Source organism: Acetobacter fabarum (assembly GCF_022483405.1).
Taxonomy (GTDB): Bacteria; Pseudomonadota; Alphaproteobacteria; order Acetobacterales; family Acetobacteraceae; genus Acetobacter; species Acetobacter fabarum.
In genome coordinates this window covers 1,127,257-1,139,662 of sequence record NZ_JAKVNI010000001.1, presented here as the reverse complement: position 1 = coordinate 1,139,662, position 12,406 = coordinate 1,127,257, and the positions used below count along the sequence as shown (strand labels likewise).

General features: G+C 59.1%; 11 protein-coding genes. 9 read left to right on the top strand and 2 right to left on the bottom strand.

The features are described from left to right. Positions 1-257: 257 nt before the first annotated feature. The 3 genes from LKE65_RS05475 (at position 258) to rho (ending at position 4,045) form a co-directional block, all read left to right on the top strand. On the top strand, positions 258-1,160 hold the full coding sequence (locus LKE65_RS05475) for a CorA family divalent cation transporter (RefSeq protein ID WP_278740685.1): 903 nt from the start codon (positions 258-260) through the stop codon (positions 1,158-1,160). Between the two features lie 63 nt (positions 1,161-1,223). After that, entirely contained in the window at positions 1,224-2,495 is a 1,272-nt protein-coding gene (locus tag LKE65_RS05470) for an IS481 family transposase (protein ID WP_278741770.1), read from the top strand. A 248-nt stretch (positions 2,496-2,743) separates the two neighbouring features. Further along, on the top strand, positions 2,744-4,045 hold the full coding sequence (gene rho / locus LKE65_RS05465; RefSeq protein WP_278740684.1) for a transcription termination factor Rho: 1,302 nt from the start codon (positions 2,744-2,746) through the stop codon (positions 4,043-4,045). Between the two features lie 62 nt (positions 4,046-4,107). On the opposite strand, the gene LKE65_RS05460 is transcribed toward rho, so the two are convergent. Further along, positions 4,108-4,392: a sulfurtransferase TusA family protein gene (locus LKE65_RS05460; protein ID WP_095349629.1), complete on the bottom strand. Its 285-nt coding sequence runs from the start codon at positions 4,390-4,392 to the stop codon at positions 4,108-4,110. A 161-nt stretch (positions 4,393-4,553) separates the two neighbouring features. Between LKE65_RS05460 and LKE65_RS05455 the strand changes: the two genes are divergently transcribed. The 4 genes from LKE65_RS05455 to LKE65_RS05440 all read left to right on the top strand — a co-directional run bounded on the left by LKE65_RS05455 (position 4,554) and on the right by LKE65_RS05440 (position 8,305). Then, positions 4,554-5,048, top strand: coding sequence for a Fur family transcriptional regulator (locus LKE65_RS05455; RefSeq protein ID WP_086646304.1), 495 nt, complete (start codon positions 4,554-4,556; stop codon positions 5,046-5,048). Then, positions 5,045-5,890 carry a GNAT family N-acetyltransferase gene (locus tag LKE65_RS05450; RefSeq protein ID WP_086646305.1) on the top strand — a complete coding sequence of 282 codons (846 nt, stop codon included), beginning with the start codon at positions 5,045-5,047 and terminating at the stop codon, positions 5,888-5,890. The genes LKE65_RS05455 and LKE65_RS05450 overlap by 4 nt, the downstream gene beginning before the upstream one ends. Before the next feature lie 86 nt (positions 5,891-5,976). After that, positions 5,977-7,656, top strand: a complete 1,680-nt coding sequence (lnt, locus tag LKE65_RS05445; RefSeq protein WP_278740683.1) for an apolipoprotein N-acyltransferase — start codon at positions 5,977-5,979, stop codon at positions 7,654-7,656. 136 nt (positions 7,657-7,792) lie between these two features. Beyond that, entirely contained in the window at positions 7,793-8,305 is a 513-nt protein-coding gene (locus LKE65_RS05440; protein WP_278740682.1) for a helix-turn-helix domain-containing protein, read from the top strand. Between the two features lie 92 nt (positions 8,306-8,397). On the opposite strand, the gene LKE65_RS05435 is transcribed toward LKE65_RS05440, so the two are convergent. Next, complete coding sequence (locus tag LKE65_RS05435; RefSeq protein WP_086646308.1) at positions 8,398-9,156, bottom strand: DUF2076 domain-containing protein; 759 nt, start codon at positions 9,154-9,156, stop codon at positions 8,398-8,400. A 233-nt stretch (positions 9,157-9,389) separates the two neighbouring features. On the opposite strand from LKE65_RS05435, the gene LKE65_RS05430 reads away from it, so the two are divergent. Both LKE65_RS05430 and glyS read left to right on the top strand, forming a co-directional pair. Continuing rightward, the gene (locus tag LKE65_RS05430; protein ID WP_086646404.1) at positions 9,390-10,274 is read left to right on the top strand and encodes a glycine--tRNA ligase subunit alpha; all 885 of its coding nucleotides are present in this window, start codon (positions 9,390-9,392) and stop codon (positions 10,272-10,274) included. Positions 10,275-10,278: 4 nt separating this feature from the next. Next, positions 10,279-12,339, top strand: coding sequence for a glycine--tRNA ligase subunit beta (glyS, locus tag LKE65_RS05425; RefSeq protein WP_278740681.1), 2,061 nt, complete (start codon positions 10,279-10,281; stop codon positions 12,337-12,339). Positions 12,340-12,406 lie beyond the last annotated feature (67 nt).

Below are 12,406 nucleotides of genomic sequence, written 5' to 3'. Positions count from 1 at the left end.
GCCGCTCCTTTAACCCCATGGCGCGCCCTGCTGGGGTGCCACATGTTTTATTCTTTTCAACTGGCAAAATGGCTTACCAGATGCGCCGCCGCATTGCACGGTCCCGCGTGGTCATCTTGCCATAAACCCAACAAAGGCGTCATACTTGGGGCATACATGGGCTCCGGCTGGCTGCCGCCAGAACCGGAAAATACAGCTGTACAGGCCCACAGGGCACAAACTGGGAGAATCGCATGTTTCTGGCCCACAGGCCCGGTATGCCTGCTCGCGCCGTTGAAACGGAAGACGATGCCAAAAATGCTGTCTGGCTGGATCTTCTCAACCCCACCCCCCAGGAACTGGCTCTGGCGGAAAAGCTCTGCGGCCAGCCCATTCCCTCACTGGAAGACCTGAGCGCGATCGAAAGTTCATCACGTATCAGTGTGCGCAACGGTGCGGCTTTTCTGTCCTCGCCCCTGCTGCGCAAGAGCGGGTCGGATTTCCAGACCATGCCGGTGGGTTTTATCCTGACCGAAAAGCGGCTTTTTACCATCCGCTTCCAGTTCTATCTGGCGTTCGAGACCGTAGCCCAGCTTGTGGCGGACTGCGTGACCTCCGCCATGCCTCCACCACACACCGCACCGGAGCGCCAGAGCGCACAGCCCCCGCCAACCGAGATCCCGCCCCAGCACGACACCTTACTCCATTCGGGCGAGATACTGGTCGCCCTGATTGAAGCCATTGTGGACCGGCTGGCCGATATTCTGGAAAGCATGGGCAACCTGCTGGACACGCTCTCACACGATATTTTTCGCGCCCGCACGCAGCAGACCCCCATCCGCAACGTGGCCGTGTGGCAGCGCAACCTGCTCCAGCGGGTTGGGGAGGCAGGTAACCTGTGCTCACGCATGCGGGACACACTGCTGGGCATGGAGCGCATTGCCCTGTTCCTTGGGGAAAGCCGTAAAACCGCTTCTGCCATTCCGGTCACAGGGTTTGCCCTGTGCACCCCCCGCACCGCCCCCCCGACACCCCTTGCCACGGCAGCACCGGAGGAGGACGGCAAAACAACGGCCGCCTATGCGCTGTCGGGCATTCTGCGCGCGCGCATTACATCGGTCAGCCACGACCTGTCCTCGCTCGATGCGTATGTGTCAGGTTGTGAGACGTCATTGGGATGATGTAGCGTGGGCGATACCGCGTTATGCTTCGTTGTTTTCTTCCGTTTGCAGGGAGACCGAATGATGCTTCAGATCCACCCACAGGCACGCACGACACCGGCTGTCCGGGCTGAGATAGCTCGTTCGTCAGAACCGACATCCGTGCTCGCCAGACGCTACGGGATCAGCGATGAAACAGTCCGCAAGTGGCGCAGGCGTGGTTCGGACGCCTGTCAGGACCGCAGCAGCCGTCCCTGGAGGCTGGCCTGGAAAGCCTCGGAGGAGGAGCGCGCCATTGTCTGTCAGATTCGGCGTTCTACCGGTTTTGGTCTGGATGATCTGACCTTTGTCTTACGGCATTTCCTGCCGCATCTGAACCGGGACAATATCTGGCGGATACTGAAAGACGCCGGATTGAACAGGCTGCCTCCTGTTCTAAAGGCCGGACCAGTTCGGGGACAGGGAAAGTTCCGCGATTACGATCCCGGTTATGTCCATATCGATGTGAAACATCTGCCAAAATTACAGACAGCAGATGGGGACAGGCGGAAACGTTTTCTGTATGTCGCCATCGATCGCTGTTCCCGTTCAGTGCACCTGGCTGTTTATGACGCGGAAAATGCGGATAATTCCGTTGATTTCCTCAATGCCGTCAAATCGGCCTTTCCTTTCCGGATCACCCATATCCTGACCGATCGTGGCTCCTGCTTTACAGCGGACGCCTTCGAAAAAGCCTGTCATGACATGGGAATCGACCGACGCCGGACCAAGGCTTACTCCCCTCAGACCAATGGAATGGTGGAACGCTTCAATGGCCGTGTCGCTACAGAAGTACTGCAGGTCTGTGTCTCAAACCATGAAGATCTGGAAATTCTGCTCAGAGGCTTCTGTTTCGCCTACAATCATCGCCCGCAGCGTGTTCTGGGCGGCATCGCTCCCGCCCAATGCATCATCTCATGGCTTGAAAAACATCCCGCGTCACGTAATCAAGACTATATCAAACCGGCTGGTCGTGACATCATGAAACAGGTCGACGAAATCCTTGATTACGCCAATGACGTCTCACAACCTGACACGTATGTCTCCCAGTCACAGGACAAGGTTGAATTCCTGCTTGATGCCACCCTTGGGTTCATCAACATCGAACAGAACGGGGTGATGAAGGTACTGACCGTTGTCAGCTTCATTGGGGTTGCCCCCACCCTGATCGCTGGCATTTACGGTATGAACTTCAAAGACATACCGGAACTGAACTGGTCTTTTGGCTACTGGTACTCGCTCGGGCTCATGGCAACCACCATTGTGCTGCCGCTGCTGTGGTTCTGGAAAAAAGGCTGGCTGGGCGGCATCAAGTAGCCTCTGGCCGCTGGTGCGCCCGCCCCATTCCTGTGTTGACGCGCAATTCCACCCCGAGTAGTATCCGGCCCCAGACGCTGGCTGACTTCACCTGCCCAGCGGTATTCCTTCCCGTCAGGTTCCTTCTGGCTCGGCCTTGCCTTATCAGGCATGCCTGCTTCCGGTCTCCCCGACCGGCTCTGCCGTAGCATGGAACGATCCGGACCTTCCCCTTTTGAACTTCTCTTGCCAGTCAGGGCATTTATTAGATGCATCTTGCGGAACTCAAGGCCAAGTCCCCAGCCGACCTTCTGGCCTGCGCTGAAGACCTGAATATCGAAAACGCGTCCTCCCTGCGCAAGCAGGACATGATGTTCGCCATCCTCAAAACGCTGGCGGATAATGATCAGGCCATTTATGGCGAGGGCACGCTTGAGATCATGCATGACGGGTTTGGATACCTGCGTGCGCCCGAATCCAACTACCTTCCCGGCCCGGATGATATTTACATCTCCCCCACACAGGTCCGCCGTTTTGGCCTGCGCACGGGTGACACGGTTGAAGGGCAGATTCGCGCCCCGCGTGATGGCGAACGCTACTTCTCCATGCTCAAGATCAACACGATCAATTTTGAGCCCCCCGATGCCGTCCGCCACCGGATCAACTTTGACAACCTGACCCCGCTCTACCCCGAGCGCCGCCTGCAGATGGAAGTGGAAAGTCAGGCCACTGCCCCTGAACCCAAAGGCGACAAAAACAACAAAAAGGGCTCCCAGAAGGACTTCACCCCGCGGGTGATCGATCTGGTATCCCCCATTGGCATGGGCCAGCGCGCCCTGATCGTGGCGCCCCCACGTTCGGGCAAAACGGTCATGCTCCAGAGCATTGCCTCTTCCATTTCGGCCAACCACCCCGAAGTGTTCCTGATTGTGCTGCTCATTGACGAACGGCCCGAGGAAGTGACCGACATGGCCCGCTCCGTGCGCGGCGAAGTCATTGCCTCCACCTTTGACGAACCCGCCCACCGCCATGTGCAGGTAACCGAAATGGTGCTGGAAAAAGCCAAGCGCCTTGTGGAACACAAGCGCGATGTGGTGATCCTGCTCGATTCCATTACCCGTCTGGCCCGCGCCTACAACACGGTTGTGCCCTCATCGGGCAAGGTGCTGACCGGTGGTGTGGACGCTAACGCCCTGCAGCGGCCCAAGCGCTTCTTTGGTGCAGCCCGTAATATTGAGGAAGGTGGCTCCCTGACCATTATTGCCACCGCCCTGATTGATACCGGCAGCCGCATGGACGAAGTGATCTTTGAAGAGTTCAAGGGTACGGGTAACTCCGAACTTGTCCTTGACCGCAAGCTGGCCGACAAGCGCACCTTCCCCGCCATTGACATCACCAAGAGCGGCACACGTAAGGAAGAACTGCTGGTTGACCGGGCAACCCTGTCCAAAATGTGGGTGCTGCGCCGGATTCTGGCGCCCATGGGCACCATGGATGCCATGGACTTCCTGCTCGACAAGCTGAAATACAGCAAAACCAACAATGACTTCTTTGAAGCCATGAACAACTAGGCCAGCCACAGGGCCAAGCCCAGCGGCATCAGGCGGGCCGCATCTGCTGAGTGTCTGTTTTTTCAGGCCGAAGCAGATGCGGCTTCTTTTTTGCGGATTGTCAGCACCACACTCCCATCCCGCTGGGGGGCGTCTGCCAGAATAACGTGCCCGAGTGCTCGCGCGGAGCGGCTGACATTACGGTGTGGTTCCTCCCCCATAAGCCGCACCGCCAGCAGACCACCGGGGGGCAGAACATCCAGCGCCAGCCGGGTGCGCACGAAGGTCATGGGGCATTTTTCCCCCGTAATATCCAGAACCGCCGTGCTGGCAGGCTCGTCCTGTCCCGGGATCAGGGTCTCATTCATGCGGATTTTCCTCCTTCAGAGGGAAAAAATGACACGCCAGCATCATACAGGCAGGCATACACACCATAAAAAAACTGTATGATCGTGTAAAATTGGACAAACACCTCTGACTTCGGCTACCTGAATGACGAACGCAGAGATGATAACATTAGGCAGGGTTTGTGACCTTGAAGGTACAAGCGGCAGAATCACGGATTGAGCAGCTGTGTATCGAACACGGCCTGAAAATGACCGGACAACGGCGCGTTATCGCCCGTGTTCTTTCCGAAGCAGACGACCACCCGGATGTGGAAGAACTGTACCGCCGCGCGGCTGTGCTGGACTCCCGCATTTCGGTGGCAACCGTGTATCGCACGGTGCGCCTGCTTGAGGAAAAAGGCATTCTGGAACGCCGGGACTTTGGCGGCGGACGTGCTCGGTACGAAGCAACGGAACATGGTCGGCACCATTATCACCTGATCGACGTGGATAACGGGAAAGTGATCGAGTTTGAAGACCCCGAACATGAGGCCTTCATGATGAAGGTGGCAGACCGGCTTGGATTCGAGTTTGTCTCCATGCGGCTGGAGCTGTTTGGTAAAAAACGCCAGTCCGCAGCCAGTGCTTCCGCGGGCAAAACAACGCCCCGCTCACGCCGCAAGGGAGAGCAGACATGAGTTCCACACAAACCACAGGCGGACTTTCCACGCTTGATCTGGATCGCTCACGCTTTCCCGAACTGCATGGCGGCAGCCTGAGTGTCCGCATTGCTGAAACCGATGATGAACGCGACGCAGCACAAGCCCTGCGCTACCGCGTTTTTTATGAGGAAATGGGCGCTCACCCCAGCCCGGAAACCCTGCGCCTGAAGCGTGATATTGACGAGTTTGACAGCGTTGCCGACCATCTTCTGGTCATTGACAATGCCATTGCCTCGGACGCACGCGGTGTTGTGGGGACCTACCGCCTTGTTCAGGGGGATGCCGCCCAGAAGATCGGGCGCTTCTATTCCTCCAACGAATACGACATTACCCCGCTCAAGGAGTTCCCCGGTCGCCTGCTGGAAGTCGGGCGTTCATGCGTGGACAAGAACTACCGTGGCCGGGCAGCCATGCAGCTTTTGTGGCGGGGTATTGCCTCCTACATCTTCCTGCACCGCATAGACCTGCTGTTTGGCTGCGCCAGCCTGCCCTGCACGGACCCGGACCAGATTGCAGATGAGCTGACCTATCTGTACCACAACCATCTGGCTCCCCCTGCCCTGCGCGTGCGTGCGCTGGAAAACCGCCGCGTGGAAATGCTGCGCACGGACCCGCACACGCTGAATGTACGCCGCTGCCTTGTGGGGCTTCCGCCCCTTATCAAAGGGTATCTGCGCCTTGGTGGCTACGTGGGGGACGGCGCGGTTATTGACCCGCAGTTCAACACCACCGATGTGGCCATTCTGGTAAAGAGCGAACTGCTGGCGGATAAATATTACCGTCATTACGAACGCCGCCTGCGCGATGCGCTGGACTAAGCCACTTACGGCAAGTTGCCCGTCATCCTGATCTTTAACGGATTCATCAGGCCGGCGGGCAGCCCGCCTGTGCCATGAGCACCCTCATGCCCTCAAAAAACGTGTTTTCCCGCTTTTGTCCAAAACGGGAAACTCTTTATTTTGTCGTCTTTATGCTGGGGCTTGGTGGCATATCCACGCTGGCACTGCCACCGCTCCATATTCTGCCAATCCTCCTCCTCGGCTTTGGGCTGCTTGGGCAAAGGCTCAACACGACCCGGAACTGGCGGCATGCCGCCTGGACAGGTGCCCTGTTCGGGTTTGGTTTTTATGCCGCCGGTCTGTACTGGCTGGTCAATGCGGTACTGATCAGGGCAGATGAGTTCTGGTGGTTTGTACCGTTCCCCTCCCTTGGCTGCGCGCTCATTCTGTCCCCTACTGTGGCGGTGCCTGCTGCATTATGCACGCTATTGCCCCCCGGCCTGCGCCGCCTGAGCGCCTTTGCCGCCCTGTGGACCCTGTTTGATATGGGGCGCACCTTCATCTTCAGTGGTTTTACATGGAACGCATTGGGGAGCTGCCTTGCCATACCCGGCCCTGTAGGCACGCTGCTGATCCAGCCTGCCGCATGGATGGGGGAAGATGGCCTGACCCTTGCGCTGGTTCTGCTCGCCCTGCTCTGCGGGACAGCCCTTCTGGACCAGACACCACTCGCCCGCTGGGCAGACCGGCTGCTTGGCACCCATAACGCCCCTGCCCCCCTACCGTCTGCCATACGCAGGCGTGTTTTTGCAGGCTCCATTGCTGCTATGCTGCTGTGGTGCATAGCGGGCACTCTACGGCTTTATACCGTGCACCCCACCAGCGAGCCCGGTCCCATTGCCGTCATTGTGCAGGGCAATGTCCCTGAATCCGAGAAAATAGGCAGGCAGAGTCCGCGTGATATTTTTACCCGCTACCTGCATCTGACCGCACAGGGCGTGCAGGCTGCGCAAGCCTTGCAGACAACACAGCGCAAACCGGGCGAGCGGTTCCGCCCCATTGTGTTCCTCTGGCCCGAAACCGCTTTCCCCGGTTATGACCTGCTGCAGGACAGCCCCCGTGCGCGGCAGGCCATTATGGAATGGGCGGTTGGTGCCGATGCGGGCATTATTGGTGCGCTCCGCATGGATGATGCAGGGCATTACCGCAACTCGGTTATGGCGCTCGCACCAGATGGCAGCATAGAAGCCGTTTATGACAAGGCCCGGCTTGTGCCGTTTGGTGAATACCAGCCCCCCTTCATTCCCCTGCAGATTGTGCCTCAGGGCGGTATGGCCGCAGGCCCCGGCCCACAGACATGGCACCTGCCCGATATTCCCGCAGTGGGCCCCCTTGTATGCTACGAGGTTATTTTTTCGGGCGATGTGGTCAATGCGCATGACCGCCCCCGGTGGCTGGCAAACGTAACGAACGATGCCTGGTTTGGTAATAGTGCAGGCCCACGCCAGCACCTGTCCTCCGTGCGTTTACGGGCTGTGGAGGAAGGGCTTCCAGTGGCCCGCGCTGCCAATACCGGTATTTCCACCGCCTATGACGGTATGGGCCATATGCTGGACCATCTGGAATGGGGCAAGGCGGGCGTGCTGACTGTGGCACTCCCTGCCTCACTTCCGCCAACCTTGTTTGGCAGGATGGGACAGTCCATTCCGCTGGGCCTATGTGTTATGGTGCTAGTATTGGCCTGCCTGCCCCGCCGCGATCACCAGCACGCGACCAGTCCTCCCAACAGTAAAACACAGCTTTAAAACAGGCAGGCATTGTTATGGCGGCAGTATTTCATGCTTTTCTCGAACGTTCCCAATTTTCCTTTATGAAACGTTAAGATTACATGTTATCCGTCATCTTGTTCCAGCCTTTACAGCCGCGGGAAAAAATCCAGTCGTGAGCAAAACCGAGCCTTTGACGGATCCAGCCTCCACGATATCCACGCATGCCGAAACAATAGATGCCCATGTTGGCAAACGTATTCGGCTACGCAGGACATTACTGGGGCTATCGCAGGAAAAGCTGGGCGAAGCACTTGGGGTTACTTTCCAGCAGATCCAAAAATACGAACGGGGCACCAACAGGGTTGGGGCTTCCCGGCTGTACGATATTGCAACTGCGCTGGACGTGCCGATCAGCTTCTTTTTTGATGATATGCTCAACCCGGCCACCGGCATAACCACCACAGGATTTGCCGAAACACGCAAACCTTTTGGTGCGCCCCCTCCCCCATCTGCCCCCGTTCCGCCTGCCTCCACCACACAGGCCATGGCGGACGAGCAGGACCTGCTGGCCAGAAAAGAAACACTCGATCTGGTACGGGCCTATTACCAGATCCCCGACAAAGCCTTGCGGCAGAAAATGCTGGACCTCATCCAGTCCATGGCCCGGCCCAACACTGCGGGTTAACCGCGGAGCTTACCGGCAGGCACGCACACAAAAAAGGGGCGATGCCTGCGCACCGCCCCATCTCTGGTTTGTGTGGTTAGAAAAACCGGGGATCAGAAGCTCTGATCGTCACCACCGCCCCAGTCTCCGCCAGCATCTCCGCCCCAATCGCCACCACCGGCATCAAAGCCCTGATCGGCTTGCACGCCAGCGCCTGCAAAGGGGTCTGCGCCTGTATCGCCGTAATTGTTCACAATGGTTTCGTTGGTTGTTGCGCCACCCATGCCACCATCGCCCATACCGCCATCATGGTGGCCGCTAAACAGGCTGGTGAGTGCATTGGCCGCCAGCATGCCCCCGGCAACACCTGTGGCTGTTGTCAGCGCGCTGCCCAAAAAGCCTGACCCACCCGAGAACGCAGAAGGCTGCATGCCATAAGGCATAGGCTGCGGCTGATACTGCGGCGGCATAGCCGGCCGCCCACCCCAGCCCGGAGGCGGTGCGGACTGCGGCTGGGCAGACTGCCCGCCACCAAACAGGCCACCAAAAAACCCGCCAGATTTCTGCTGCCCGGCATTGCTCTGCTGCTGTGCCGCCTGCAAGGCCTGCTGCGCCTGCTGAAGCTGGAACTGAAGCTGCTGGATCCGATTCTGTGCCTGCACCAGTGCGGCTTCCTGCACCACGGCCATCTGGGTCACGCGGTAACGGGCTTCTGGGTATTTCTGGAATTCCTGCGCAATAAACTGGTCTGCCTGTGGGTCAATCGCGGGCAGGTTGGGCTGGCTTGCGGGTACGCTGCCAAAGCCGTTCTGGGCGGCTCCACCAACACGGGCCATGAATTTTTCAATAAGGTCGCGTTCTTCGTTTGTCATTCCATACCTTCCCGCCCTGCCGGGCCAATTACAGCACCAGAGCTTTGTGCCAGAACACTCTGGCCAAGATGTGGCGCGCCCACAAGCCTGTTACAAGAGAGACCCCCACAAAGGAAACCCTGCCATAAGGCCTGCCTTCTCTTCCGGTCTGGCGCGTGGGGCTGTATGGTGTGGCCACGCGTGCCCTGCGCACATTCAACCTGACCGTCATATTGCGGAGTTTCATCCATACCATGGACCCGGCGTCTCCCCGCCCCACAGAGCGGCCCCTCTCCTTTCAGGACCTTATCCTGACCCTGCACCAGTTCTGGTCAAAACAGGGGTGCGCCATTCTCCAGCCCTATGATCAGGAAATAGGTGCAGGCACACTCTCCCCCCACACAACGCTGCGGGCTTTGGGGAGCAAACCCTGGAAGGCCGCCTACGTGCAGCCCTGCCGCCGCCCGTCCGATGGACGGTACGGGGAAAACCCCAACCGCCTCCAGCATTACTACCAGTATCAGGTCCTGCTTAAACCCACTCCTGAAGAAAGCCAGAAACTGCTGCTGGACAGCTACCGTGCCATCGGGATTGACCCCGACAAGCACGATATCCGCTTTGTGGAAGATGACTGGGAAAACCCGACCATTGGCGCATGGGGCCTGGGCTGGGAAGTGTGGTGCGATGGCATGGAGGTCACGCAGTTCACCTATTTCCAGCAGGTTGGCGGTATTCCCGTAACCCTGCCCTCCACGGAGCTGACATACGGGCTGGAACGTCTGGCCATGTATGTGCAGGGCGTGGAAAACGTGTACGACCTCGACTACAACGGCGCAGGCCTGACCTACGGCGATGTGTTCCTGCGGGCCGAGCAGGATTACTCACGCCATAATTTTGAACTGGCCAACACGGAGCGTCTTTTCCAGCACTTTAGCGATGCGGAAAAGGAAAGTGTTGCACTGGCCGAGGCAGGCGTTGCCCAGCCTGCTTATGACCAGTGCCTTAAGGCCAGCCATCTGTTCAACCTGCTTGATGCCCGCGGCGTCATCAGCGTAAGCGAACGCGCGGCCTATATTGGCCGGGTGCGCACACTGGCAAAACTGTGTTGCGAAACCTGGCTGGCAGGCGAGGACAAATAAGACCATGCCCGAATTGCTGATTGAACTTTTTTCAGAAGAAATCCCCGCCCGCATGCAACAGCAGGCCGGCGAAAACCTGCTCCGCCTGCTGGGCGAGGCGCTGGCCCCGCTCAACCCTGTGGATGCCAGAAGCTATACCGGCCCCCGCCGGATTGCCGCCTCCCTCAACCTGGATGCCATGGTGCCCGGCCGCACCGTTTCCGAACGTGGCCCGCGTGAGAACGCACCAGAAAAGGCTCTGGAGGGCTTTACCCGCAAACATGGCGTGAGCAAGGACGCCCTGACCCTGCAGAACGGGTTCTGGATGCTCGAGCGTGAAGAAGCCCCTATTGGGGCCGCTGCGCATATTGCCGCCATTATGCCCGACCTGCTGCGCCGTTTCCCCTGGCCCAAATCCATGCGCTGGGGTGCTGGCAGCACCATGACATGGGTCCGCCCCCTGCGGCGGATTGTCTGCCTGCTGGACGGCCAGATCGTACCATTTTCCATGGCTACGGCAGACGATAACGGCCACAACCTGAGCGCTTCCAACCAGACCGAGGGGCATCGCTTCCTCAACCCCGGTGTTATGGACGTGACCAGTGCCGCACAATGGCAGCAGGGCCTGCATGAACGCCATGTGATGGTGCATGCCGCCGAACGCCGTGAGGCCATTACCACGGGGCTGAATGCACTGGCACAGGCCGAAGGGCTGAGCATTGTGCCCGATGCCGGGTTGGTGGATGAAGTCTCCGGGCTGGTCGAATGGCCTGTTCCCTTCCTGGGGCAGATCGACCCGATCTTCATGGACCTCCCGCCCGAGGTCATGCAGGTGTCCATGCGCGTCAACCAGCGCTATTTTGCCCTGCGCAACAGCGATGGTTCGGCAGCACCACGTTTTGCCTTTGTCGCCAACATCATTCCTACAGATGATGGCTCCCTGGTTGTCAGCGGGAATGAGCGCGTGCTGCGCGCCCGCTTTGCCGATGCCCGGCACTTCTGGAACCTCGACCGCAAGCAAAGCCTTGCCTCCCGCGTGGAAGGGCTGAACACCATCACCTTCCATGCTAAGCTGGGCTCGCAGGGGGAACGTACCCGCCGTATGGTGCGCCTTGCGGCCATTCTGGCTGACATGGTTGGCGCCCCTGCCGCGTTGTGTGAACGCGCTGCCGAGTTGAGCAAAACCGATCTGACAACCGGCATGGTTGGGGAGTTCCCCGAGCTTCAGGGTGTCATGGGTGGGTATTATGCCCGCCATGATGGCGAACAGCCCGAAGTGGCACAGGCCATTAGCGAGCACTACACACCGCGTGGCCCGGGGGACGAGGTGCCGGTAGCCCCGGTTTCCGTCGTGCTGGGTCTGGCAGACCGGTTTGACATGCTGACGGCCTTTTTTGCAGCTGGCGAAAAACCATCCGGCTCGGGCGACCCGTTTGGCCTGCGCCGTGCAGCCCTTGGCATTATCCGCCTGATCCGTGAAAACGGGTTGCGGCTGGATCTGGTTAAACTGTTCACGCTGGCGGCAGAAGCCCTGCCCGAACCCCTGCGCAATGCACCGGATCTGGCCCTATTGCCCCAGTTTATTGCCGAGCGCCTGCGCGTGCAGGTCCGCACCGAAGGGGCACGGCATGATTGCCTTGCCGCGATTTCGGTCGGTAATGAAGACACGGACATCGTGCGTCTGCTCGCCCGCGCACAGGCATTGCAGACCATGCTGGAAACCGAGGACGGCCAGAACCTGCTGGCGGCCACCCGCCGTGCCGCCAATATCCTGCGGATTGAGGACAAAAAAGACGGCCCGCATGAAGGCATGCCCGACCCCGCCCTGTTTGAGCAGGACGAGGAACGCGCCCTTTATGCAACGCTACAAACGGTAGAACCCGCCGTGGAGCAGGCTTTTGCTGCCGAGCATTTTGCCGATGCCATGCGGGCCGCAGCCAGCCTGCGCCAGCCCCTTGACCGTTTTTTTGAAGATGTCACCGTTAACGCGCCAGATGCCGCACTCCGCCTGAACAGGCTTAAACTCCTGTCCCGCCTTGTGCGTATGATGCGCCTGATTGCCGACTTCAGCCAGATCGAAGGCTAAAAAACACCCCACCTTCCATGCCGGAAGGTGGGGGCATACACACACGGGTATTCCGCCTTTTGCAGGG

What these genes read in the sequence shown, in the direction of transcription:
- LKE65_RS05435 (WP_086646308.1), bottom strand. Translation starts at nt 9,156, where the DNA reads ATGACAAACGAAGAACGCGACCTTATTGAAAAATTCATGGCCCGTGTT.
- LKE65_RS05430 (WP_086646404.1), top strand. Translation starts at nt 9,390, where the DNA reads ATGGACCCGGCGTCTCCCCGCCCCACAGAGCGGCCCCTCTCCTTTCAG.
- glyS (WP_278740681.1), top strand. Translation starts at nt 10,279, where the DNA reads ATGCCCGAATTGCTGATTGAACTTTTTTCAGAAGAAATCCCCGCCCGC.
- rho (WP_278740684.1), top strand. Translation starts at nt 2,744, where the DNA reads ATGCATCTTGCGGAACTCAAGGCCAAGTCCCCAGCCGACCTTCTGGCC.
- LKE65_RS05460 (WP_095349629.1), bottom strand. Translation starts at nt 4,392, where the DNA reads ATGAATGAGACCCTGATCCCGGGACAGGACGAGCCTGCCAGCACGGCG.
- LKE65_RS05470 (WP_278741770.1), top strand. Translation starts at nt 1,224, where the DNA reads ATGCTTCAGATCCACCCACAGGCACGCACGACACCGGCTGTCCGGGCT.
- lnt (WP_278740683.1), top strand. Translation starts at nt 5,977, where the DNA reads ATGCCCTCAAAAAACGTGTTTTCCCGCTTTTGTCCAAAACGGGAAACT.
- LKE65_RS05475 (WP_278740685.1), top strand. Translation starts at nt 258, where the DNA reads ATGCCTGCTCGCGCCGTTGAAACGGAAGACGATGCCAAAAATGCTGTC.
- LKE65_RS05450 (WP_086646305.1), top strand. Translation starts at nt 5,045, where the DNA reads ATGAGTTCCACACAAACCACAGGCGGACTTTCCACGCTTGATCTGGAT.